This window comes from Dolichospermum sp. UHCC 0352 (assembly GCF_009711925.1).
GTDB lineage: Bacteria > Cyanobacteriota > Cyanobacteriia > Cyanobacteriales > Nostocaceae > Dolichospermum > Dolichospermum lemmermannii.
Window position 1 is genome coordinate 1 of record NZ_VIKY01000127.1, and the last position, 26010, is coordinate 26010.

General features: G+C 39.4%; 18 protein-coding genes and 1 pseudogene. 10 read left to right on the forward strand and 9 right to left on the reverse strand.

All coding sequences use genetic code 11. From position 1 onward, the window contains the following. Window positions 1–105 precede the first annotated feature (105 nt). The gene (locus FJR06_RS08600; RefSeq protein WP_148765731.1) at window positions 106–1119 is read right to left on the reverse strand and encodes a type I glyceraldehyde-3-phosphate dehydrogenase; all 1014 of its coding nucleotides are present in this window, start codon (window positions 1117–1119) and stop codon (window positions 106–108) included. A gap of 92 nt (window positions 1120–1211) precedes the next feature. Between FJR06_RS08600 and FJR06_RS08605 the strand changes: the two genes are divergently transcribed. The 5 genes and pseudogenes from FJR06_RS08605 to FJR06_RS24300 all read left to right on the forward strand — a co-directional run. Next, window positions 1212–1361, forward strand: coding sequence for a hypothetical protein (locus tag FJR06_RS08605; RefSeq protein ID WP_158310531.1), 150 nt, complete (start codon window positions 1212–1214; stop codon window positions 1359–1361). A gap of 365 nt (window positions 1362–1726) precedes the next feature. Then, window positions 1727–3187 carry a UDP-N-acetylmuramate--L-alanine ligase gene (murC, locus tag FJR06_RS08610; protein WP_015080376.1) on the forward strand — a complete coding sequence of 487 codons (1461 nt, stop codon included), beginning with the start codon at window positions 1727–1729 and terminating at the stop codon, window positions 3185–3187. Window positions 3188–3288: 101 nt separating this feature from the next. Beyond that, window positions 3289–4287, forward strand: coding sequence for a UDP-N-acetylmuramate dehydrogenase (gene murB, locus FJR06_RS08615; RefSeq protein WP_015080377.1), 999 nt, complete (start codon window positions 3289–3291; stop codon window positions 4285–4287). 149 nt (window positions 4288–4436) lie between these two features. After that, entirely contained in the window at window positions 4437–4784 is a 348-nt protein-coding gene (locus FJR06_RS08620) for a YbaB/EbfC family nucleoid-associated protein (protein ID WP_015080378.1), read from the forward strand. Between the two features lie 80 nt (window positions 4785–4864). Next, window positions 4865–4954, forward strand: a pseudogene (locus tag FJR06_RS24300) (low molecular weight phosphotyrosine protein phosphatase); the annotation flags it as partial. Between the two features lie 114 nt (window positions 4955–5068). Here FJR06_RS24300 and FJR06_RS08630 read toward each other — a convergent pair. Both FJR06_RS08630 and FJR06_RS08635 read right to left on the reverse strand, forming a co-directional pair. Next, window positions 5069–5431, reverse strand: coding sequence for a hypothetical protein (locus FJR06_RS08630; RefSeq protein WP_015080379.1), 363 nt, complete (start codon window positions 5429–5431; stop codon window positions 5069–5071). Further along, entirely contained in the window at window positions 5431–6585 is a 1155-nt protein-coding gene (locus tag FJR06_RS08635; RefSeq protein WP_168632809.1) for an AAA family ATPase, read from the reverse strand. The genes FJR06_RS08630 and FJR06_RS08635 overlap by 1 nt, the downstream gene beginning before the upstream one ends. 312 nt (window positions 6586–6897) lie before the next feature. Here FJR06_RS08635 and mnmG point away from each other — a divergent pair, with 312 nt between their 5' ends. The 4 genes from mnmG (at window position 6898) to FJR06_RS08655 (ending at window position 12712) form a co-directional block, all read left to right on the forward strand. After that, on the forward strand, window positions 6898–8814 hold the full coding sequence (gene mnmG, locus FJR06_RS08640) for a tRNA uridine-5-carboxymethylaminomethyl(34) synthesis enzyme MnmG (protein WP_015080381.1): 1917 nt from the start codon (window positions 6898–6900) through the stop codon (window positions 8812–8814). Window positions 8815–9136: 322 nt separating this feature from the next. Continuing rightward, complete coding sequence (locus tag FJR06_RS08645) at window positions 9137–10351, forward strand: hypothetical protein (protein WP_015080382.1); 1215 nt, start codon at window positions 9137–9139, stop codon at window positions 10349–10351. A gap of 55 nt (window positions 10352–10406) precedes the next feature. After that, window positions 10407–12077 carry an alpha/beta hydrolase gene (locus FJR06_RS08650; protein ID WP_168651241.1) on the forward strand — a complete coding sequence of 557 codons (1671 nt, stop codon included), beginning with the start codon at window positions 10407–10409 and terminating at the stop codon, window positions 12075–12077. A gap of 254 nt (window positions 12078–12331) precedes the next feature. Then, window positions 12332–12712 (forward strand): hypothetical protein, encoded by a 381-nt coding sequence (locus FJR06_RS08655; protein WP_015080384.1) that lies wholly within the window; start codon window positions 12332–12334, stop codon window positions 12710–12712. Window positions 12713–13440: 728 nt separating this feature from the next. Here the strand turns inward: FJR06_RS08655 and FJR06_RS08660 are convergent. From FJR06_RS08660 to FJR06_RS08680, 5 genes are all read right to left on the reverse strand, one after another. Next, window positions 13441–15321 (reverse strand): SUMF1/EgtB/PvdO family nonheme iron enzyme, encoded by a 1881-nt coding sequence (locus FJR06_RS08660; protein ID WP_168651242.1) that lies wholly within the window; start codon window positions 15319–15321, stop codon window positions 13441–13443. Window positions 15322–15328: 7 nt separating this feature from the next. Beyond that, window positions 15329–15724 carry a hypothetical protein gene (locus tag FJR06_RS08665; protein WP_168632804.1) on the reverse strand — a complete coding sequence of 132 codons (396 nt, stop codon included), beginning with the start codon at window positions 15722–15724 and terminating at the stop codon, window positions 15329–15331. A 460-nt stretch (window positions 15725–16184) separates the two neighbouring features. Further along, window positions 16185–17546: a UDP-N-acetylmuramoyl-L-alanine--D-glutamate ligase gene (murD, locus tag FJR06_RS08670; RefSeq protein ID WP_168651243.1), complete on the reverse strand. Its 1362-nt coding sequence runs from the start codon at window positions 17544–17546 to the stop codon at window positions 16185–16187. Window positions 17547–17627: 81 nt separating this feature from the next. Continuing rightward, a complete protein-coding gene (glyS, locus tag FJR06_RS08675) occupies window positions 17628–19778 on the reverse strand; it encodes a glycine--tRNA ligase subunit beta (protein ID WP_168651244.1) in 2151 nt (716 codons plus the stop codon). A 106-nt stretch (window positions 19779–19884) separates the two neighbouring features. Further along, entirely contained in the window at window positions 19885–20130 is a 246-nt protein-coding gene (locus FJR06_RS08680; RefSeq protein WP_015080389.1) for a hypothetical protein, read from the reverse strand. Between the two features lie 682 nt (window positions 20131–20812). Here FJR06_RS08680 and FJR06_RS08685 point away from each other — a divergent pair. Beyond that, window positions 20813–23260: a DUF4912 domain-containing protein gene (locus FJR06_RS08685; RefSeq protein ID WP_168651245.1), complete on the forward strand. Its 2448-nt coding sequence runs from the start codon at window positions 20813–20815 to the stop codon at window positions 23258–23260. A 375-nt stretch (window positions 23261–23635) separates the two neighbouring features. Here the strand turns inward: FJR06_RS08685 and recJ are convergent, their stop codons facing one another. Next, window positions 23636–25942: a single-stranded-DNA-specific exonuclease RecJ gene (gene recJ, locus FJR06_RS08690; RefSeq protein WP_015080391.1), complete on the reverse strand. Its 2307-nt coding sequence runs from the start codon at window positions 25940–25942 to the stop codon at window positions 23636–23638. Between the last annotated feature and the right edge of the window lie 68 nt (window positions 25943–26010).

The window sequence follows — 26010 nt, forward strand, 5'->3', positions numbered from 1 at the left end:
GTTCTCCAAATGCTTCGCCCGTACAGTGGTCAGTAGTCAGTAGTCAGTGGTCAGTGGTAAAGAAAAACAACGGACAAAGGACAAAGGACAACTGACAAAGGACAATTAAACCCATTTTTCAGCTACTAATTCCGCCAAATCAAGAACACGTTGGCTATAACCCCATTCATTGTCATACCATGCCATGACTTTCACCATGTCATTGCCCATAACAATAGTCAAGCTGGCATCAACAATAGAAGATTCATCTGTACCTTGATAGTCAGAAGATACAAGTTCCAATTCGCTGTAACCTAAAATGCCTTTCAATGGACCTTCAGCAGCTTCTTTCAGAGCTTGGTTAACCTCTTCGGCAATAGTGCGCTTTTCAGTTTGTACTACAAAATCCACCATGGAAACATTAGGGGTTGGTACACGCAAAGCCACACCATTTAGCTTACCCTTCAACTGAGGAAGTACCAACGCTACTGCTTTTGCTGCACCAGTAGAGGTGGGAACAATGTTAATAGCTGCTGCTCTTGCCCGACGCAAATCACGATGAGAAGCGTCTAGTAAACGCTGATCACCTGTGTAGCTGTGGGTAGTGGTCATTATGCCTTTGATGATCCCAAATTTTTCATCTAATACCTTGGCAATGGGAGCTAAACAGTTAGTTGTACAACTGGCATTACTGATAATGTTATGGATGTTGTGGTCATAATCATGATGATTGACACCAATTACAAAAGTACCATCTTCATTTTTGCCAGGAGCGGTAATCAGAACCTTTTTAGCTCCGGCATTTACGTGCCTCATTGCCCCTTCTTTGCTGGTAAAAACGCCTGTTGATTCGATAATCAGGTCAATTCCCCACTCTTTCCAGGGTAAGTTATCTGGGTTGCGATCAGATACGCACTTAACTGTATTACCATTAAGGGTTATAGAGTTATCATCAGCACTAATATCTACACCTTGCAGCTTGCCTAACATTGAGTCATATCTAAGCAAGTGAGCATTAGTTCTAGGGTCAGATGTGTCATTAATCCCGACCAGTTGAATATTGCTATTTTCTCTACCCACCCAGCAGCGGGCAAAGTTACGTCCAATGCGCCCAAAACCGTTAATTGCAACTCTAATCACAGTATCTTGCCCTCTGTATTTATGCCTATAAGTTGATATCGTTGACCCCAATCATATCGCAAAGGGGGCGGCTATTTATAACGATAAAGTCTTTGATCAACAAAAAAATACAGAATTTTATAAGAAGGAGTCAGGAGTCAGGAGTCAGGAGTCAGGAGTTAGAAAGAAGGAAGGAAGAAGAAGAAGAAGAAAATTCTTCCCCTGTTCCCTGTTCCCTGTTCCCAATAATGATTTCTATTTAAACAATAATTTCACTACCAGTGTACTATTGTAGACAATTCCGACAGAGGCTTTTGGTAAGTGATGCAAATTGCTATATCTAAAGCCATCCTACTTAGTGCTAAAAAAGTCATCACAAAATGTATTTAAATTTACACAATTTTCTTTCCCGATGTAGCAGATATTTTCAGAATAATCTTATGAGCAGATTAAAAATAATTTTCGGGGGGTAATCTGGCTCAGGGGGCAAAACAAAAGTCAAAATTTACTCATTCAGCAGGGATGAATATTTTAGATGGGATAGTTAGGATCTGTAAAAATCAAAATCCTGGTATGATACGCGTGTCTTATGTGATTCTGGTGTGGTGTGGTGTAAGAGGTAAATAAAATGAGTAATTCTATAGATTTTAGTGGTAGACCATTTCATTTCATCGGAATTGGTGGGATTGGAATGTCTGCTTTGGCTTATGTTCTAACCAAACGTCAATTACCAGTATCTGGTTCAGACTTGCGTCCTAACCATATTACGCACAAGTTAGAATCTCTAGGCGCTCACATTTTTAGTAAGCAAGAAGCAAACAATCTGGAGTTCTTTGTCCCTGAAGCATCGGCTGATGATTTATTGTTAACTTCACCAGAAAAGTTGTCTGCGGCAAAAACGACCTGGCCTCAAGTGATTTGTTCCACAGCTATTAATGCTAATAATTTGGAATATAAAGCGGCGCTGGCATTGGGTTGCCCAATTTGGCATCGTTCTGATGTTCTTGCGGCTTTGATTGCTGATTATTACAGTATTGCTGTGGCCGGAACCCATGGGAAAACTACTACTAGTAGTCTGATTGGTTATATGCTTTTGCAAGCTGGACTTGATCCGACGATTTTGGTCGGTGGTGAAGTTAAGGCTTGGGAAGGTAATGCCAGAATGGGGTCTAGCCGTTATTTAGTAGCGGAAGCAGATGAGTCTGATGGTTCTTTGGTGAAGCACGCTCCAGAGATTGGTATTATTACTAATATTGAATTAGATCATCCTGACCACTACGAAAGTTTAGAAGAGGTAGTTAATACGTTCCAAACCTTTGCTCAAGGTTGCAAAACTTTGGTAGGTAGTATTGATTGCGAAACAGTGCGCGAGCGCCTGAAACCAACCATTAGCTATAGTCTTTACCCAGATAAAGGTGCTGACTACACCGTTACTAATATAGATTATCGGGCTGATGGGACAACAGCTTTAGTATGGGAAAAAGGTCAAGCCTTGGGGGTACTAAATTTACAGCTATTAAGTCATCATAACCTCAGCAATTCTTTAGCAGCAGTAGCTGTGGGTAGAGTTTTGGGATTAGAATTTGGAGAAATTGCCAAAGGGATTACTAGCTTTGAAGGTGCAAGACGACGGTTTGAGTTTCGAGGTGAAGCTGCTGGGGTGACTTTTATTGATGACTATGCCCATCATCCTAGTGAAATTCGTGTTACTCTAGCCGCAGCTCGTCTTCAAACTAGACCTGGACAAAGGGTAGTTGCTATCTTTCAACCCCATCGTTATACTCGGACATTAACGTTTTTAAAAGAGTTCGCTGAGTCTTTTACCCATGCTGATTTAGTTGTGTTAACTGATATTTATAGTGCGGGTGAGCCTGATTTAGGACAAGTTAGTGGACAGGATTTAGCCACTGCAATTAGTAAATACAACCCTGAAGTGGTTTATCAGCACACTTTACCTTTAGTGAGTGAATTTTTACTGCAAACCCTCCGTCCGGGAGATTTGGCATTATTTTTAGGTGCGGGTAATTTGAATCAGGCTATTCCTGAACTTATTACCACTATGAGTGAACCGGCAATTGCCACATCTTAGGATCAGAACTGCACTCTGGCAGGGTTTGATTAGTTAACTCCAGTACCGGATTTTTCTGGTAAATAAAGAACATAAGTCAAAAATTACCAATTTAAGTAAAGATGATAACTTCCCAGGGATTTAGCAAAATCTGCAAATTTTCTGATTTGACTCCACAACTACAAACTAAAGATGATGTGGATAATAGCAAATTAATTTACTTACCAGGAACTGATTGTCCGCTCAAAACCCATACTTCCTTGTCGGCATTTACTTCTTATCGGGTGGGAGGAGAGGCTGAATGCTACGTTTCTCCCCGCGATTTAGGAGCGTTGCAAGCAAGTATTGAGTACGCCAAAGAGAATGATTTAGCAGTCACAATACTAGGTGCTGGTTCTAACTTGTTGGTGAGCGATCGCGGTATCCCCGGTTTAGTCATCGCTACTCGTCATCTCCGGTCTAAAAACTTTGATCCAGCTACAGGTCAATTAACTGTATCCGCGGGAGAGCCTATCCCTAGTTTAGCATGGGACGCAGCGGCTTTGGGATGGGAAGGATTGGAATGGGCTGTGGGTATTCCTGGAACTTTGGGCGGTGCGGTGGTGATGAATGCTGGAGCGCATGATAGCTGTATCGCAGATATGTTAGTTAGCGCTCAAGTTCTTTCTCCAGATGGAACTTTGGTAACTCTCACCCCAGAAGAATTAGGCTACAGATACCGAAGTTCACTACTACAAGGTGGTAAGCGGGTTGTGACTCAAGCCACCTTCCAACTGCAACCAGGAGCAGATCCGGTGCAAGTGACAGCTAGAACTAAGGAACATAAAAAACACCGCCTCAGCACCCAACCTTACAGCTATCCTAGTTGTGGCAGTGTGTTTAGAAATCCTAAACCTTATACTGCTGGTTGGTTAATTGAACAAACCGGACTCAAAGGTTATCAATTAGGGGGAGCGCAAGTTGCCCAACTCCATGCTAATTTTATTGTCAATCGGGGAGGAGCTAAAGCCAGTGATATTTTCTGCCTCATTCGTCATATTCAACATGAGGTACAAGAACGCTGGTCAATTTGGCTAGAACCAGAAGTGAAAATGTTGGGTGAGTTTCAAGTAGTTGCTTAAAGGCAAGAGGCAAAAGGCAAAAGGCAAAAGGCAAGAGGCAGGGATTTTCTCTATTCCCAATTACCAATTACCAATTACCCATCACCAATTACTCATCGCATCTATAATTGAATTTGATTTGTAAGTAATCGTACGGCGGATAACCAGTTATGGCAGAAAAAGGACAGGGATTTGGCTTTGGCTTAGGCAAAATGAAAGAATTAGCGGAAGCGTTTAAAAAAGCCCAACAGGTTCAAGAAGGTGCAAAGCGTCTTCAAGAAGAATTGGAGAAAATGGAGATTCTAGGAGAATCTGGTGGTGGACTTGTTAAAGTTATTGTCAGTGGTAACCAAGAACCCAAACGGGTGGAAATTGCTCCATCTGCTTTAGAAGAAGGTGCAGAAGTGCTTTCTGATTTGGTAGCTGCGGCCATGAAAGATGCCTATCAAAAGTCTACCGAAACCATGCGGGAACGGATGGAAGATCTAACCAGTGGACTGGAATTACCTGGAATGTAGTCATTAGTTAATAGTCAGTGGTCAGTAGTATAAAATAACTGGCGACTGACACAAAAATTAAATCAAAATATTATGCCTCCTATTATGGGGGAGTTGAGGGCTTTAATCAAGTTATTGATTTACTGATGGATGCTTGTGAAGGTTTGCTGAAACATATTACCCAGAAGTAATCAGGTATAAGGTTTGATTATTCCCTCTGCTTTTTGCAGGGGGTTTAATTTTGGTTGAAATATGATTTTTTTCACGCAGAGACGCGGAGCCACAGAGAAGAGCGCAAGAGTAAATTAGAGTTGTTTTGACAATTTTGATTTAATCATATTACAAAATTGTATGAAGGTTTGGAAGGTAGGTAAATGTTCAGTTTCATTTTGAACCCTGGCTATTAATTGTTCTAAATATTCTTCTTTTATGACTTCATTTGTAATTTTATAATGTTTAAGATTGTTGATCTTAAACAATTCTCTTAAATAATCCTTATGAAATTGAGCATGAGTATTAAAATGTAGTTTACCCTTAAAAAGATAATAGTTATTATGATCAACTTGATGGGGTAGTCCAATTCGTGTTAATTCTGGTAGAAGATACTTAAGCCAAGCTTTATAAACTTTTTCTTCAGTATCTCCCTCCACAAGAAAATAGATATTCATTATGCTGATATTCCTTCATTATATTCATCGAGATTAATCAATTGCATAAATGCTTCATGTCTGGATTTACCTAATCCAAAATCTTTTGCATCTTTAGCAGTTACTACACCACCCTTGCGAGTAACTATTTTCCAGTGTTCCATTCCTACTTTATTGATTATATAAGGATGATGACTGGTGATTATAAATTGTAAATTTCTGCTTTCAGCTAGTAAATCACTTAAAACATTAATGCAATTAACTCCTAAACTATTCTCAAACTCATCAATTAAAATTACCGTACCTTCAGTAGATAAATAAATTGCACTGATAAGCATCAAAATTTTAAACATTCCTGAAGAAATTCGATGTTGATTAATCCAAGTATTTACACCTTTCTCCTTGATTTTCACAAAAGGATATTCTGTTAAAATCAGATGTAGATCTTCATTTTCATCTGGTCTTAACTTTATATCTTCTACTTGGTTAAAAATTTCTATAAAATTCTCTTTTATCAAATTAAATTCATTCGGAAAATGATCATATACTAATGCTAGTTTAATTTGAACTGGTAAGTTACTTCCTTTGAGATCACATAAAGTTAAAGATGAATACTTTTGAGTTAATGAAGCATATTTAATCGTCGGATAAATTGCATTAACTGAACTAGATTGATCGCTGTAAATTATTTGATTGAAACTATCCTGCACTGGTGCGATATCCGGTTCTTCACTTAATAGTGATACTGCACTTTGAAATCGAGATAATTTTGGTACAAATTTATCTTTAAATTTTATTCCTTTATCATCTCTTTTAATAAGAATTTCTCCATTTACAGATAAAGATTCATAAATAATTTGAAATTCTTGTTCTTCATTTTCTTCGCCATCTAAAATATCTTCCAAAATAAAAGCATCAAAATTATCAAGTTTTTTAGTTTCAAATTCTCCAACCCAATGATATTGTGAATTGTTATTTGCCGTAAAACAAATATCCCATTTTACACCATTTAATGACTTACCTTTGGCTATGCTTCGCATAGTAACTATTGCTTTCAGTATTTGTGTTTTACCTACACCAGAAATACCAACCAACAGCGTTAGTACAGAAAACTGAATTGGCTCAAAACGCCACTCAAATTCACGGTCATAGTAGGTTATTTCATTTATTCTCATATTTTTTATATTTAGTATTTAGCGAATGTTTTGAACAAAAAAAGTGACGCAACTTATTTTAACTTAATCTTTTTGGCTTAAATAAAAATTTATAACCATAAATTGATTAATTATAAATATCTGGTAAATTTTCTTACCCATTACTATAGCTCAACCCTCAATAAACCTTATATCTGCTACAACTAAACAATAACTCTCTCGTAGCTGCTCCTGTAACTGAACTAGTAAAAACTGAAATCGCCTCTAAATATACGCTAAAATACCGAATGTAACTAGCTTTTTAAACTTTTAATTTTTAATTCTTAATTGGTTATGACCATGCACAATGCCGCTGAATTTCCAGACGCTTATGATGTAATTGTCGTCGGTGCAGGTCACGCAGGTTGCGAAGCAGCACTGGCTACTGCCCGCCTCGGTTGTCGGACACTGCTATTGACCCTAAACTTAGATAAAATCGCTTGGCAACCTTGTAACCCCGCTGTGGGTGGACCTGCCAAGTCCCAATTAACCCATGAAATAGATGCTTTAGGGGGGGAAATTGGCAAAGTAGCAGACCGGACATACCTGCAAAAACGCATCCTCAATTCTTCACGAGGTCCTGCGGTATGGGCATTGCGAGCGCAAACTGATAAGCGGGAATATGCGGCGATAATGAAGGGAATTGTCGAAAATCAAGAGAATTTGACAATTCGTGAAGCCATGGTAACAGATTTAATCTTAAATGATAGTAATGAAGTTATTGGCTTAGAAACTTATTTTGGCGTATCTTTCCACTGTAAAGCGGTAATTCTCACCACTGGCACATTTTTAGGTGGTAAAATTTGGGTGGGAAATAAATCCATGGCCGCAGGACGCGCGGGAGAGTTTGCAGCAGAAGGTTTAACACAAACTCTCAACCGCTTAGGATTTGAAACCGGGAGACTGAAAACTGGCACACCGGCACGGGTTGATAAGCGTTCCGTTGATTACAGTCAAATGGAAATTCAACCGGGTGACGAAGCTGTGCGGTGGTTCAGTTTTGACCCCCAAGTGTGGGTAGAACGGGAACAAATGCCTTGTCACATGACCCGCACCACTAAAGAAACTCATCGTTTAATTCAAGAAAATTTACATCTGTCCCCTGTGTATGGTGGTTGGGTAGAAGCAAAAGGACCCCGCTATTGTCCGAGTATTGAAGATAAAATTGTCCGCTTTGCTGATAAGGAAAGTCACCAAATCTTTATTGAACCGGAAGGAAGGGATATTCCTGAATTGTATATCCAAGGGTTTTCCACTGGTTTACCTGAAACTTTACAAATTTTAATGTTGCGGAGTTTGACAGGTTTGGAAAACTGTGTAATGTTACGTCCTGCTTATGCAGTAGAGTATGACTATTTACCCGCAACTCAGTGTTTTCCCACATTAATGACTAAGAAAGTCCCCGGATTATTTTGTGCAGGACAGGTAAACGGGACTACAGGTTATGAAGAAGCCGCCGCTCAAGGGATAGTAGCGGGAATCAATGCAGCGCGGTTTGTGCGGGGTGAAGAAATGATTATTTTTCCTCGTGAGCAAAGTTATATTGGCACTCTAATTGATGACCTGTGTACGAAGGATTTACGCGAACCTTATCGAATGCTTACCAGTCGCTCAGAGTATCGGTTATTACTGCGTTCTGACAATGCTGATCTGCGTATGACACCTCTGGGACGGGAAATAGGTTTAATTGATGACCGGCGCTGGGACTTGTATACTCAAAAACAAGCACAAATTACTGCGGAGAAAGAACGCCTACATTGTACTAGAATAAAGGAGAATGAGCCGATGGGGCAAGCGATCGCTAATGATACCCAACAAGCAATTAAAGGCTCTATTACCCTGGCTGACTTACTGCGTCGTTCAGGTATCCATTACATTGATTTAGAACGTCACGGACTCCATAACCCCAAGCTCAAACAAGCGGAAAAAGAAGGAGCAGAAATTGATATTAAGTACGCGGGTTATTTAGCAAGACAGCAACACCAAATTGACCAAGTTGCCCGTCAAGCAAATCGCCAGCTACCTGGTGATTTAAACTACTCAACCATTGAAACTCTCTCTAAAGAATCTAGAGAAAAGCTGAACAAAGTTAAACCCCTCACCATTGGACAAGCTGCGAGAATTGGGGGAGTTAACCCAGCCGATATCAACGCCCTGCTGATATATTTAGAAATAGCTAAAAACAAGGGTACTCCAGCGATTTCCCAATAAGTAATAGATAAGTAGGTTAGCATTGAAAATCGTCGTTATGGCACTAGGCAAGAGGCAATACTTCGACTTCGCTCAGTAACCAACTTCGACTTCGCTCAGTAACCAGAGGCAAGAGGCAAGAGTGAAGAGGGTTTGGGCGATTTTACTTTTCGTTGTTGGTTATTTACTGACTCCTTTTTCCCAACTCTGGCCATAAACTTTTCTAACTAAATATCACCAAAATTTTCCAGAACAGATTAAAATTCAGGTAAAAGAGCTAGTTGATTTCCACAGCAGTAGCGGCGTTGTTTTTTATTATTTTTAGCTACAACCGAAAAAGCCTATGTTACCCAAATCTAGCACTGATTTACTTGTTTCAGAAGCATCCGATAGCACCAGCATGGCGTTAGCCATAGATTCCGTCACCAGCGAGCCTGGGATGATAGAAACCTATGCTGAAAGTTTAATGGATGAACTTTTTAATGATATTGAAAATATTTTAGATAGTCCAAGTAAGCGGAATCATCATATAGACAGAAGAGAATCTATACCTGTCCAACCCATGTCATTTAAAATGCCTGATGTGGTTTTGCCATCAACAGTTAATAAGCTGTTACAGTCCGCTTCACCTATTAAAAATATCCAAACTACAACACTGGTAGTTAATCCTCCATCTATCGGGGGAATTACTACCAAAGGTGAACCACAAATTAGTAGTTTAAGTAAAGTAATATTCATGGGATTAAGCTTAACTTTAGGGACGCTAGGGATGGTTTACTTAACTGAGTCTGGTTTATTAACTACAATAAATACTCAATTAACTTCCCAAAGTTGGCCAAATCCTCAAATATCATCACCTGTTTCTGTGACAACAGATCCTCAATTAGATTTAGTAAATTATATGTTGGCAGCCTTGACTTTAATAGAACAGCAGGGAACAACTAATGATAAAATAACTATTAAACCAGGATTTCCTGCTGGTAATATTAATCAAACAACTGCCGCACCTTTATTAAATACCCAACCTACTGCAACTTTGCCTTTACCTGTAGCAGCGAATAATGCACTACCTGCTACTAATCAGCCAAGTTCCCCTAATGTGATTGAGCGTATGTATATTCCAGTTGATCAGTCACCAGTAACCCAATATCAACTACCAACTGTTACCCCAGTACCAATACCACCCAAATTACCTTCATCTTCTTCTTTAGCAGTTCATAATCTTCCTATTAATGATAAACAACCAGCAACTAAACCCATAGCAGAAACAACGCAGGTTAAGCCCAACCCAGTCGCAGTTAATCTTCTACCAGCAAAAGAACCTACTAACATAGTAGAACAGGTTTCTGTGCCTAGCTATTCCGCACAATTAGATGGATTATTGGAGTTAGGGAATGAATCCGTGGCTTTGTTTAAAGTGGATGGTATCAGTCACCGGATTAGTTTAGGTGAAAATATTGGTCATACAGGTTGGATATTAGTAGAAGTCAGTAACGGTGAAGCTATTATTCGTCGTAATGGTGAGGTGCGATCTATTTATACAGGACAAAAGCTTTAATTCTACTCTTGACTGAAAATCAGGTAGAATTTCCTAAGTTGAGTTACAATTAAAGATGTTCACACAAAAAAGCTGGAAGGATTTTAAGGTATTTGCAGGTGTATTTTGTGCTGTTGCTCTGACACCGTTTTTTGTAGTTAACACCTCTGCACAGGCCGCAGATACCGTTGTAATTCGCTATGGACCTTTGGAGGAATCTGTATCCTTAGAAGAGTTAAAAAAGTCTACAGAAACTGGCAAATTACCAGCTAGTTTGGGAACTTATACCAAGAGAATGACTGAAGAACAACGGCGCTTTTTGGTGGAGGGACTAAAAATCCGAATTCCCATAAATGTTATTACTTTAGATAGATTAATCAATACCCAAATTGGGACTACAATCCTCAGTGATGTCTCTACAGCTATTAGCCGTGGGGATCAAGCTGGATTACAAGCGATGAAAGGCGGATTAGTTTTAGGCGCTAATTCTCCACAGGGTTTATCTATACTGAGTTTTATAGCCGCATATCCCAGTCAACGTCTAGAAATTAATTTACCTCAAGCTATAACTGTAGCGAGGAGTTTGAATGGTGCATTTATCCGCACTCAGCGGTTTATGTTTGGTCTTTCTCCCCAGGTTAACCCCAAAGATATCAAAGATATCAAAGTTGCTTCTTTAGACCCGACTCAAGGAGGAAGCGCGCAGGTACAGACACTCAAGTTAAGTTTTAACGACCAAAAGCGTCAACGACAAATTCCCCTAGATGTTTATTTTTCTAGTGCTGCAAGTACAAATAAACCTGTAATTGTCTTTTCTCATGGTCGGGGTTCAGTGAGGACTGACTTACGCTACTTAGCTGAACATTTAGCTTCTCATGGTTATGTCGTTGCAGCTTTAGAACATCCTGGTAGTAATGAAACTAGTTTTAAAGCAGTCAAAAAAAATAAAAACCAACTGGTTGCACCCCAAGAATTTTTAAACCGTCCCCGTGATGTCAGTTTTATTTTAGATGAATTGGAAAAACTTAACCAAACTGCGAATAGTCCCTTACAAGGAAAACTAGCAACTAATAATGTGATGGTTGTAGGTTATTCTTTTGGTGGAGGAACGGCTTTAGCATTAGCGGGAGGTGAGTTACAAATCGAAAACCTGAAACAAAGCTGTCAGCGGAAATTAGGTAAAACTAACTTGAGTGAAAGTCTTCAGTGTGCGGCGCAAGCATTACCAGAAAAGACTTATCAATTGAGAGATGCTAGAATTAAACAAGCGATCGCTCTTAATCCTACCACTTCTTTAATGTTTGGAGAAACTGGGTTAACAAAAGTACAAATCCCCACATTAATCCTCTCCAGTTCCGCAGATAAAATCACCCCACCATTAACTGAACAAGTTATCGGTTTTGCGAAAATTCCCTCTCCAAAATGGTTAGTTGGTGTGGTTGGTGGTTCTCATTTGAGTGTGATAGATCCTAAAATCACTCCATATCAACAAGGAAAACCAGGTAAACCTATATTGAATAAAGAAGTAACTGGAAAACAAGCTCAAGACGTGCGGAAGTTCCTCAAAGGTGTTACCCTAGCAATGGCGGCACAGTTAACGCCTGAAGCTAGTCAATATGCTCCTTTTTTGACTTCTGACTACGCTCAAATTTCCTCAACTCGTCTATTTCCCTTGCGGATAGTGCGAGAACTTTCTCCTGAGATGATACAAGAAGCACAAGGTCCAGGTATGACAGCCAATAAATAATAGGTTAAAGGACGAGCAAATAAGTAAAAAGGCTTGGAGGGTAAACCAAGCCCAACTTCACTCAGGGTAAAATATATAATCCATCCTACAGATTATTAATATGTTAATAATCCTTCTCAAGAGAGAATATTCAACATGATATTATATATTAATTATTTAATATTACAAATCATTAAACTTTAAGCATAAATAAACTTTCTTAATCTATATCTATAGGAAGATGAAATTTGCAACCCTCATGAGGATTTCCCCTAATGAAAAAGATGATCGTTGCCTTCTTAATGATGCCGTCTTTATTCTTCTCGCTAGTACAAGAACAAGCATTAGCTCAAGACTGTATCCAAACAGTGTTACAGGGTGCGGCTACTACAGCTCTTGGTATTTATGAACAAAAGTGCCTTACACTTAATTATTCTGGAGGCGTAGTAAAAAAAGATGTCCAATACAACTGCTGTGGTCCATCTGCCACAATCCGCATCAACGCGAATGACTGGGAATTACTCAGAAAAGCTGGAAAACTAGATGGTCTGCGCTATCAAAAAGTGACAGTAGGTGATGATAGCCGGACAGTTGAGTTCAAAAAGATTACGAATGACACACCTTCATTAATCGACGGCAAAGATTTCTTTAAATAAGCCAGATGAACGAAAATTTTTAAACTTGATTTTTTTAGGGACATAACAATGTTGTGTCCCTAGTTTTTTGACTCACACTTGCACTTCCATAAGGATGCTTATTTATTTGTGTTAATCAATAAATTTTGGGTTGCGCTTTGCTTAACCCAACTACGGTACTATGGTACTAGGAAAATGTTTTTGAATTGAGCCAGTCAAGTCTTCGGTTTCCCTACCAAGCTAACTGGCTCGGTTTTATATTTGGATATAGTCACCCACATCACTGGGTTTGAGTTTGGACTCTCTGGTGTACGCTTGATAGAATCCCTCCTATCAACTCTGACTGTAGAGAGTGCTGGCGAGGAAGACCCGAACACAACACGAAAACCGAGATTATTGTCTTGATTACGCGCGTTGTTCCTGTTACGATTCGCCGAACGGCAATTGATAGCATTGTTGTACCAAGAACCGCCCCGTTTAATAACTCAACCCCAAGCTATGTGCCATACATACTAAGAAGTATAAGCAAGGATAGCCACCCTCAATTTACAACATCCGAATATTAATCGGCGATATTGTTTACAAGTCTTTAACAAATGATTTTTGATGATATTAAACCCTTTGTAGAGACGTTCCATGGAACGTCTCTACATTTTTGAAGATGTATATAATAAAAAAAATTCGCTCGCTGGCGCTCGCAAGGGTAAAGAAATAAAGAGAAGAGCGCAAAAGCGCAAGAGGGTAAAGGGCTAAGAAAGTCCTGGCGAGGAAGACCCGAACACAACACGAAAACCGAGAAGATTGTCAGGAAGACGCGCGTAGGTCCTGCCACGAATCGCCGAACGGCAATTGATAGCAAAGTCGCACCAAGAACCGCCCCGACATATATAAGCACGGTTATCTTCTTTAACTACCTTTAATTCTCCCCAAGGTTCATTGCCATTACTTTTTAAACGCGCTGGCTTTTCGCTATAACTGTCGTGAAATTCATCCCAGCACCATTCCCAGACATTCCCGTGCATTTGATATAAACCCCAGGGGTTAGGGGTGAAACTATCCACATTTACGGTACATTCTCGATATTTGCCCTTGGGGGTATCCGCATAAGGATAATTGCCGTTATAGTTAACTTGATCAGTTGTAATAGTCTTACCAAAAGCAAAGGCTGTAGTTGTTCCAGCCCGACAGGAATATTCCCATTCTGCCTCTGTGGGCAATCTGACAGCCCGCTTTGTTTGTTCAGATAGCTTTTCACAAAAAGCCTGGGCTTCGTGCCAGGAAACGCCAATTACAGGCTGCTTATCGCCTTGAAACTCGGAATCATATTGCTCAGATGGCTTAGTTTTCATGACAGCGTACCATTGGGCATTGGTAACAGCATATTTGCCCATTAAAAACTCTTGCAAATACACCTCATGCTGGGGGGTAGAGCAGTCTAACCATGTTTCAACATCTTCACGTTTACTGCCATATTTCAGAGCATTTTCTAGGGCTATTTGGCGTTCCTCTGGGGGCATTCCCATCATAAACTTCCCTGTAGGCACTCGCACCAGTTCCAGGGTTAAACCTTGACCTAAATCTACAGTCAACTCCTGGCGTTTTGCTGCTGGTATTTTCTGTCCCTGTTCCTCTGAAGAACCTCTCTCCAAACCTCTCTCCTGGGAGGAGAGAGGCTTTGATTTCTCCCCCTTCCCTGGTAGGGAAGGGGGTTGGGGGGTTAGGTTCTGCTTATTTGACAATCTCCCAAAGGCTGCAATGGCTTTCATATCCTGTCCACCTGCGGCCACGTTCACACGCACCCATAACTGAAAAGCTAAATCAAAATTTCCTTCAATTTCTGCTTGCATAGCATCTTCTCTGAGGGTGCTAATATCCCTGTCAGTGGCAGATTTAGGCAATAAAATATAATGCAATTTTGTAGCAGGTTCTATGGCAGCATAGGGAGTCTGAGGATAATTTTTATGCTTTTGGGTCAATTGGGGAACTTGATAGCGCAAATAGTTATACAACCGTTCAACCGTCGCGCAGTTGCTTTCACCTTGAATTTGCAACCCATTGAGTAATACATGAGTAAAAGCGCCTTGTTTAATTTCCTCAATTTCGTAGGAAACCTGACTGGGACTACAGGAATAAAAGGTAATTACACCTTGCTGTTTTTCTTCACCAATTCCCAAACCAGCGCTTTTTTGACCAGTGCTGCGACAAGCATCAATAAACAACACTACATTATCCGCACCACTGCGCCGCAAACGTTCTGTGATGTAGGTAATGGGAATTGCTAAATTGGGTACAGTGCGAGGATTTCCATCTATGGGTAGTAAATAATCTCGTCCTTCGTGGGGCATCCCATGACCGCTAAAATAGAACCAGAGAGTATCCCCAGATTCTAAAAAAGGCTGTTCAAAGCGATCATTGAAAAAGCTGTTTAGTGTACCGTAGGTTGGTTGAGTTTTCTTTCCCAGGCTGTTGCGCGGTGAATCATCAGAGAAAAAATATAGATAGTTTGGTTGTACACCTAAACCAGTTGAAAAATAATCGCGCACCCGTTCTGCATCAGTTTTTGCATACTGGAGGCACTGAATTTCGTCATATTCGTTAACGCCAATGACAACAGCGCAATTCTTAGCCATATTGCGGTCAATTTACAGGTGATTGGGGTGATGAACGCTTAAATTTTAGCTCAATTGCACCCTTACCAGCAGCCTTTACACCCGTACCCAGTAATTTAATTTCACCTTCACTACTAATTTCTACCGTGAGGGTAATTTCATCAAGCTGGAGTTCCCCTTGGGTTTCGACTTGCTTCTGAACATTACTAAACACACCACTGATTACACCCACAAAGTGCGACATTTGCTTCGCTAAGGTGCCGGCTGTAATGCGACTGTTTTTTATTTCTTCATCCGTAACCGCAGGACTACTGTAAGGATTACCATTACCTCTAACAGCTTTCATCCCTTGTTTTGAACCATTATCAGAACTACTTGCGGTGACAATCCACAGTTCTTCATCTTGCCAGTTTTTGTCTGTCATGTTATATTCTCACACCTTCTTGGACAATTCTCGCACATAAGATGAGTAAAGTAGGTAGTCGGACAAAATTAAATTCACTCGTTAAGAAAGGGAACAGAGATCAAAACTATAACTTACGAATTGACAAAAAAAAACAGAATATATATTAGTGAAAAATCAGGTTCCTCGTAGGGGTTTAGCACTGCTAAACCCCTACCATACTTGTCTGTTTACGATCAATGTAATCATCAATGAAAGCCTGAAACAACGTATTTCCTTCAATACATAAAATGATTAATTTGTATAGTGCGTAAGTCCTAAAAACATATAAATTTGATTAATATTAGACTTCCTTGCATCAACCTAACCTACAACGCTACTCATCCTCTCTGCGTCTCTGCGTCTCTGCGTCTCTGCGTGAAATAAATCCATATTTTCATTCACCAAAGCCAAATGCTGGGTTTCCTTGTGTCAACCCAACCTACGATACTAGATACTTTTGACACAATTGCCGAAAGTCTTCACCCCGCATTTCAAAGTTAGGATATTGGTCAAAACTAGCGCAAGCTGGAGATAATAATACTACTGAAGCTTGATATTTTTTGGCTAATTCCGCAGATATGGGTAAAGCCTTTGCCATCGTTTCGACTATTTGATAATTACTATATCCCACCTCTTCCAGCCGTTTAGCAAATGCTGGTGCTGCATTCCCAATGAGTAAGACGGCGGCGGCTTTGGCTTGAATTTGGGCTAACCAGGCGCTATCATCTCCGGCTTTGGCTTCACCACCAGCAATTAAAATGGCAGGACTTTGCACAGATGCTAAACCGACTTCGGCTGCGTCGTAATTGGTGGCTTTGCTATCGTTAATAAAATCAATGCCTTGCCAATTGCAGATATGTTCTAAGCGGTGGGGAACTCCGGGGAATTCACGGACAGCCTGGGAAATTGCGGTAATATCTATACCTGCTAATCTAGCAGCGGCCACAGACATGAGGAGATTTTGCTGGTTATGTTCCCCTACCATTCGTAATGCAGATACCTCTACAATGGCTTGGGGTGTGGCGGTGATTTTTTCCATTACCCAACCATTTTCTATATAAAAGCCTTTTTCACCAATTAGGAATTTTTCACCTTTAACGCTTGTCCAATAGGCATTTGGCCAATGATTTAATCCTAATTTGCTCAAATAAACATCATCACCATTAAATATTTGAATCTGGGAATTGTGCAATAATTTGGCTTTGATATTATAGTAATTTTCTAATGTTTTGTGACGAGCTAAATGATCTGGGGTGAAGGTTGTCCAAATCCCAATACGAGGCGCTAAAGTTACAGAAGATTCAATTTGATAACTACTAAGTTCACCAATTATCCAATCAGCGCGATTTTGGATTGCTACCTCACAAGCTGCATAACCGATGTTACCACAGGCGGGGGCGTTCAATCCTGCTGTTTGGAAAATAGCGGCTGTTAAAGCGGTGGTGGTGGTTTTACCATTTGTACCGGTGATTCCTACCCAGGGGATATCTTGTAAATGTCGCCAAGCTAGTTCCATTTCGCCAATAGTTTCTATGCCCAATTCTCGCGCTTTGGCTAGAATAGGAATATCCCAAGGAACTCCGGGACTGACAATTATTAACTTGGATATATCAGAATCGGTGAATTCTGGTGTGTTTCCTAATTTGACGGTAATGTGTTCGCTGGCGAGTTGTTGTTGTTGTTCGAGGAGGGTTGGGGAGGTGCTACTATCGCAAAGTTCAACCTCCCAGCCTTCCTGTTTCAACAATCTTGCCGCAGCAACACCGGATTTTCCGAATCCAATAATTAACGCTTCTGGCATAGACTGTATAAGCATCCCTGGTTAAGCTTCCCTATAGTAGCGTTAATTGGTGCAAATTACACAACTTTTTGTTGCTTTAGGCTACAAATTTTTGACTATCGCGCCAAAGTCAGCCAGTACACGGGCGTTATTTCGCAGTAATCCCAGTAAATTTAAGCGATTTTGCTTAATATCGGGATTTGCGTCCATGACTAAAACGCTGTCTTCACCATCAAAAAATGTACCCACGGTAGGAGCGATTTTTGTCAGTGCGGTTACTAACAGTTGATAATCCCGGTTTTGTTGTGCTGCTTGGGTTTGGGGAACTAGTTCCAGCAAAGCGTTATAAAATGCAGATTCGGATTTTTTCTGGAACAGTTCGGGATTAATTAAAGATTGTGGTTCTAGGGTTTGAAAATCTAAATTTCCCTGTGCTGCTAACCGGGTGGAACGGTTGACAGTTTCGTAGATTTTATCTAATGTACCATCTTTGCGGATTTTTTGTAAATAGAGAGAGCGATCGCGGACATCTAATAAATCAGTTAATGCCCGTTCTGTATATTCGGGATCATTTTCTCCCAAAACTGCATTTACCAAATCGTAATCTATCTGTTTTTCATCTTGTAATAAGGTGCGAATCCGTTGCAGGAAAAATTCTTGCAAGGTTTTAATTAAGGATTTGGCATCTTTATTAAAAGTTGTAGCAAAATCTGTGGCGATTTGTTCTAAAAGGGTTGATAAATTAATTTGCAAATTCGCCAACCAGGTAATATTAACAATCGCATTTGCCGCGCGACGTAATGCAAAAGGATCTGATGAACCTGTGGGAATTAAACCCAAACCAAAGATACTAACTAATGTATCTAATCTATCAGCTAAACCGACAATTTGACCTGTGAGAGTTTGGGGGAAAATATCATCAGCATTTCTGGGTAAATAATGCTCAAAAATCGCTTTTGCAACTTCTGGATTTTCACCATTTGCTAAAGCGTATTTTTCGCCCATAATTCCCTGTAATTCAGGAAACTCATAAACCATTTGTGTGACTAAATCGGCTTTACAAAGTAATGCGGCTCTTTGTATATTATGGGTTTGGACTGGATTTAATTGTAATTGAGTAGTAATTTTTTCGGCATTTTTAACTACTCTTTCGACCTTAGCGCGAACTGAACCTAAATCTTCTTGGAATGTGACTTTTTCTAATTGGGGTAAATAGCTTTCTAAAGGTTTAGATAAATCAGCTTCATAGAAAAATCTGCCGTCTGCTAACCGCGCTCGAATTACTCTCGCATTCCCGACAGCGATAATATCTGATTTGGCAGGATCTCCGTTACTAATAGTAATAAAATTGGGTAATAATTCCTGACAGTCAGCATTTTTGAAGACGGGAAAATAACGCTGATGACTTACCATGACTTCGGTAATTACTTCTTTTGGTAAGTTGAGAAATTCTTCTTCAAATTGGCCGATAACTGCGGTGGGATATTCAACTAAGTTGATTACTTCTGCTAGTAAATCGGGGTAAATTGGGGTATACCCACCTAATTTTTCGGCGGCGGCTTTGACTTGATTTGTGATAATTTCGGCACGGTTTTCTGGGGGGACATTTACATAACCGGAAGCCAATGTTTTCACATATTCTGTAGCGTGGGAAATACTGACTGGTTCGGGGTGTAATACTCTATGGGTGCGAGAAATGCGATTACTCTTGACAACTTTTGCCCCATTTTCTAATTCTAATGGTAAAATTTCCCCATCTAATAATGTGACTAAAGTGCGAATTGGCCGGGAAAATCGTCCGTCACCATGTCCCCACCGCATTAACCGCTTACCTTCTAAGTTCCAGACCCATTGGGGGACAAGTTCGGTTAAAATGTCGGCTATGGGACGACCGGGAATTTGTTTGTTCACAAAGACGAAATCGCCTTTTTCTGTGGGACGAATTTCTAAAGCGGAAATATCTACACCTTGCTTAGTCGCAAAACCAATGGCGGCTTTAGTGGGTTGTCCATCTTTAAAAGCTGCTTGTGCGGGTGGTCCTTTAATTTCTTCTTCCCTGTCTGCTTGTTGGGAGGGTAAACCGGTAATGAGAACTGCTAACCGTCGCGGTGTTCCATAGACTTCAACCACAGTGTTGGGGAGATTGTGGGTTTTGAGACTTTCAGGAATGCGCGATTTCCATTGTCCAATAGCGTCACTCAAAAAACCTGCGGGTAATTCTTCTGTACCGACCTCTAATAAAAATGCTGGCATAAGATACTGTTTTTAACTTGGCGTGGCTTAATATTAGTCAATTCCAGTATTGTACGCCAGTTCTGACTCTTGGGAGTAACTCCATTCATAATTGTAAGGTTTATCTTTATAAAACACTATTCATGGCAATAAATACCCCAATTGAGAAAGTGTAATCAACTATCTTTATTGTCTGAATCAGGATGTCCAGGATTAGAGGATTTACAGGATGGTAATTTGTAAGTTGTTGGTGGGATACTGAAATTGTAATTGTCTGAATCAGGATATCCAGGATTTGAGGATTTTCAGGATGTGATTGTTTATTTGAAGTGGCGATTTTGAGGATTTTTTCGTCTGAATCAGATATTTTCATTATGTTGGGTTGCGTTCCTTAATCTAAGCTCCTACTGAACCGAATTGACAATATCAGCGATAGCACTTAAAATTTTATATAATAATTAGCTGACTGCTGAAAGCTATTAATTAACTATAAGCCTCTATCGGTAAACAAGAACAAACAAAATTCCTATCCCCAAAAGCCGCGTCAATTCTCCCCACACTTGGACATAACTTATATTCCTTATTCCAAAGTGCAGGATAAGCAAAGTCTACTTCCCCATGAACGATTAGAATTAGTAAAGGAAAATACACGGGATAAAAAACGAATTTCGGTTTTTAATTAATCAGAGTGCGTTGAAACGCAATTTAGCGATAAGACCGTAAGTTTATTAGACATCTGGTGAAAATTAAATATGCGTGACTTACAACCCTTGTAGAGACGTTCCATGGAACGTCTCTACATTCTTTTCTGGAGAAATTTATTTCGTGGTTGGGGTAGAAGCCAATAGATAAGCCATTTCTAGCTTCAGTTGACACCTCCTGATTCCTTCCTTGTGCTTCCGACTCCCGACTCCTACTTTTTTATTTTTATCACTTGTGTTATTACAGATAAAAATAACTAACGCTGTATAATTAACCCATCTTCTCAATCAAAACGATATTTTGAGTATTGGCGTTGGCGAGTAGTTCATTTATATTAGCTAAATCAGGGATATATGTGGCAACAACAAAAAAAAGATCGTGTAATGATCAAACTGGCCTTATTAACGGCTATAACTACCAGTCCAGTGGGAGCAAATCTCTTGATTTCCCTACCCGTCCGCGCGGAATCTGAGAGTAATACCCCGGCTTTTGCTTTACCGAAAAAAGTAGAAAATGGTACTGTCATTAAAATTGACGGTTCTCTTAACTCTATCATTGTCAACCAACGCCTCAAAGAAAACTTTGAAAAACAGTTTTCAGGAACTCAGGTAGAAATTGGCGTAAATGGGAATGAATATGCTATAAAATCGGTTTTAGATGGTAAAGTTGACCTAGCATCCCTTGGTCGTAGACTCACCCCAGAAGAAAAAGCACAAGGGTTAAAACAGGTGTTGGTGCGTCGAGAAAAAATTGCCATCATTGTTGGTATGAATAATCTCTTTTCTGACAGTTTAACTATTGAGCAATTTGCCAAGATTTTTCGAGGAGAAATTGCAGATTGGTCAGAAATAGGAAAAGGTAAAGGTAAGATTAGATTTATAGATCGTCCCTTAAATAGTGATACTCGCAGTTCTTTTGGTGAATATTCAACATTTAAGTCTGGACAATTACTAACAGGTGCTAATGCTGTGCAAATGCTGGAAGATAACACAACTGACATCATTAGAGAATTAGGTAATGATGGCATTAGCTATGTTTTAGCAAATCAAATTTCCAATCTGCCAGATGTGCGAGTATTAAAAGTACAAAATTACTTACCAAATGATTCTAAATATCCCTTTTCTCAGTCTTTTGTTTACGTTTATAAAGAAAATCCCAGTCCTAAAATTAGAGATTTTCTAGGCTTTATTTTAGCTAAACCAGGAGAAGAGTCAATAAAAGCTGCTAGAGAAACAGAAGCAATTGCTATTGCAGCCAGAACATTACAAACTATTTCTAGACCTATGGCTACCACAGCCACTCCTCAAGTTTCTCAAACTCCATCTTTAACAACGATTCCCGAAACATTAGTTACACCCCAATCTATAAAAAATAAAGGGGAAACACGGTTGATAAATCCTCTTGATAATCCTTCAATGATTACCAAGAATATGAAGTTTTTCTTACTACTACCTTTATTTTTTATTGCGGGATTAAGTATTTTTTTACCATTGTGGTTGAGAAGAAAAAATCGAGTTGCTTCCAGCGGCGCTTCGCTATCCTCAAATCCGGAAACCGATTCCCTTCCAGAAACAGTTTTTACTCTGTCAGATTCAGAAGCATTCGCATCAATTCTCGCTAACAATGGTAATGGCAATGGTAATGGTGCAAATCACTACAAACAAGAAAACTCCCAGGAAATAACAGCAATTGGCAATATAGCTGTCATAGATATACCGCAGACAAGTTCCCCTCACAATCAAATAAACAAAATCTCTGAAATTGATCTGAATATAGATTATGATGAAGTAGTTTGGGATACGGAAGACCCTGTAGTTGTTGTTAATAATCACTTTCCCCAAATCCCGAATATTCACCACCAACCAAATGATGCAGATATCTCCACAGATGAAGTCAGCAATTTTCTATTAGAAGTACTAGAACTACCTGTAACTAGATCTAATCAAAATATTACATCCCTATCAGAATTACTTGGTATCACTTCGACACCAGTTAAGCCAGATAGCAGCCTATCAGAACTCCTGAATACAACCCCTAAACCAGTCAACCAACCACCGCAAAATCAAGATTTACCATCAGAGTTAGGAGAGGCTTTAAACGCCATTAACAGTCCAATTGCACTCACACAACTGGAAATAGAAGAAGAGATATATCCTACTCTATTGCATCCCACAGCCACAAATGAAGACATAGCTATCGAGTTAGATGCAGAGATAGAAGCTTGGACTAATATTAATCCCATGACTGTGACTGGAAATACCAGAATTATCTTCACACCTCGCACTCCCAAATGGGCTTACCTGTCTTGGTATATTTCCGATAATCATCAACAAACATTACAGAATCAAGGACTTACCATTTTAGCAATTCGGGTCTATGATGTTACAAACCTTGATCTAAGCTATCAACGTCCTCAATTTGATGCACAATACGAATGTGAAACCGCAACATCTAGTCGTTATGTGCCTATTCCCAGGGGTGAACGGGACTACATGACAGAAATTGGTTATGTGAATAATGATAATCAGTGGTTGTGTTTAGCGCGTTCTGGTACAGTCCGTATTTTCAGTCGTCCGAGTACGGATTTCTGGGTTGTCGTTGATGCAGAATTAGTTCTTCATGGTGCAACAGAAGAAGGTGCAAATGTCACTATTGATGGTCAAAAAGTCAAAGTAAATCCTGATGGTACATTTAAGTTAACGATTCCCTTTGTAGATGATCTAGCTATTTATCATATAACAGCAACTTCTGTCAATAGAGAACATACCAAAGCTATTGATAAGAAGTTTTTCCAGGAATAAAAAGAGAGTTAAAAGGTAGGTTGGGTTCAGGCTTTGCGAAACCCAACAAAACCAATTATTTCTAATGTTCAAATGTTGGATTTTCCATTATTTCTAATGTTCAAATGTTGGGTTTTCCATTATTTCTAAGAGGTTGTTTGAAAAGTATTATATGAAACCCATAATCTCCAAAAACCTAACCCCCCTCCCCCCCTTCCCTACAAGGGAATGGGGGTTTTAAAGCCTCTCCCCTGGTAGGGGAGAGGTTTGGAGAGGGGTCTGTTTACACATTAAAAACTTTTAAAACATCCTCTAATGTTCAAATGTTGGATTTTCCATTATTTCTGATGTTCAAATATTGGGTTTCCTTACGTCAACCCAACCTACGAAATGAGATTATTTACCAATCATGGCAACAATAATAGATAGAGGAACATGAGAAAAATAATCTCTTTGAAATTGTTCTTCTCTGACTGCGGCTAAAAATTGACTAATAGCATAATCAGCAGGTTTTTGATAATATTTAAAATCCCAACTTATTTGTAAGTGATGATTTTGACGTTGGACGATAAAGCCTAAATATTTTAAAGCTTGAAATCCTAAATATAGGCTTTGGTCACTGATACCCAATTTCTCTAAAATCTGCACACGGGTAACTAGCTGGTTTGTGCGACCAAGATATTTAGCAATACCTACCAGAGTTACTAAAACATCTCTAGGAGTCTGATTTTGGGGTTTTCTCCAAGCAATCACTAATTGTTTTTGTTGATTTAGCGATTGTTTCCACCATAACCGGAGATTATCCCAATTAGTAGGACAATCTTTCATAATTAATAATGATTTTTCTGATTTTAATTCTCCTAAATCTTCCTGATTTCTCCAATCTAAAATCATTGCCGAATTCTGAGTTTTCAGTTCAGTTTCCGTATGGGAACGTACTGCAACTAATCTAATTTCATAGCGTTTTTTAAAGCTATTAAAATCAATTTCGGCAATACAATCACATTTACCTATAGGCAATTCTTCCTTATAATGTCCCCACCAAATTCCTGGAAAGGGATTATTAGTAGAATCATCTCGAAGATTAAAATCAGTTTTAATATATTGGATTTTATTTCCTTTTAAATCTTGTTCATTTCTATGCCAAGAATTTTCAAACCAACAATTTTTAATTAGTAGCTTGGGAATAGGATTTCCCATACCACAGGGTTCTAAAAGTTTCAATTCTAAAAATAAATCTTTACCCAAATCTGCAACCGTCACCACCAAATCAGCTTGGACTGTGGGAGTAAGATTAATTCCTCCTAAAGATTGGCGTAATTTTTGGTTAATTGCGGCTGTAAATAAGGGGATATTTTCTACTAATAAACTCAAACCCGCTGCAAAAGGATGTCCACCAAAACGATGTAATAAATGGGCTTGTTCTTGAACTAATTGATATAAATCAACAGAATTAATTGAACGTGCCGAACCTCGCGCAAAGGATGGGCTAGAATCTGCCCCATTTTCTTTTCCTTCTGTACTTAATAAAATTGTCGGTCGTCCCGTTTCCTGGGCAATTTGACCAGCAACCAAACCCAAAACACCACCTGCCCATTGAGGATCTTCTAAAACAATGACGCTGGTAGTGGATAAGTCTAATTGATTGAGTTTTTTCGTAACTTGGACTTGGACATCTTTTTGTAAAGACTTACGACGGGAATTAGCTAATTCTGTTTCTTCTGCAAGTTGTTGACAACGCTGCATATCTCTACTCGTCAATAATTCTACACAAAAACTAGCGTCACCATGAATGCGACTAACCGCATTAATTCGCGGTCCCAAACCAAAAGAAATATCTGTAGGGCGATCGCCACTTTTCTGGCATAATTCTAATAACTTACCCACACCTGGCCTTCTTCTCGCTGTTGGTAGTTTTTGATAATCCGTGTGTAATTGTTGAATTCCCAATTGTGCCAAATACCGACAATCACCACTTAATTGGACCAAATCGGCAATTAATCCCACTGCAACTAAATCTAGTAAATCAGTTAAAGGATGTGCAGGAATATCTGGCAAACTTATATATAAAGCTTCCACCAATTTATAAGCAACAGCCACACCTGAAAGATGATATAAAGGATGTTCCTTAGCTAAATAACGAGGATTGATAATTGCGACTACTGGAGGACGTTCTGAGGGTAATGTATGATGGTCAGTCACAATCACATCTATCCCTAAACTTTGGGCATAAATGATTTCGGCAATATTTGTACTGCCCGTATCACAAGTAACAATTAACTGACAACCTTGTGCAGCTAAAATATCAATTCCTGGTTTATTTAAACCATGAGATTCAGTTAAACGATTGGGAATATAATAACTTAATTGACGATGTTGCTGAAAAAATTCACCCAAACCATCCCATAATACCGCAGTCGAAGTAATTCCATCTGCATCAAAATCTCCCCAAATAACAATTTTTGCTCCCGTTTTCCCCGCAGTGATTAACCTTTCTACAGCCAAATTCATTTCCTGTCCAAATTCAAAAGAACTGGCAGGTTGATAACTTTGATAATTAATAAAAGCCGCTAACTTTTCCTGATCTTGAATTCCCCGTTGCCAAAATAATTGAGCCGCAAAATCACCACCTGTTGGGTAACTTTTCACTAATTCAATAAACCAATCAGGGGGTTTTTCCGTTCCTGTTAAAATCCATTCCATTTTAGATCACATTGTGAACTACCTACACTTCCCTTGCGGGTAAGTATAGGCTTCCTACCCAGTTAACA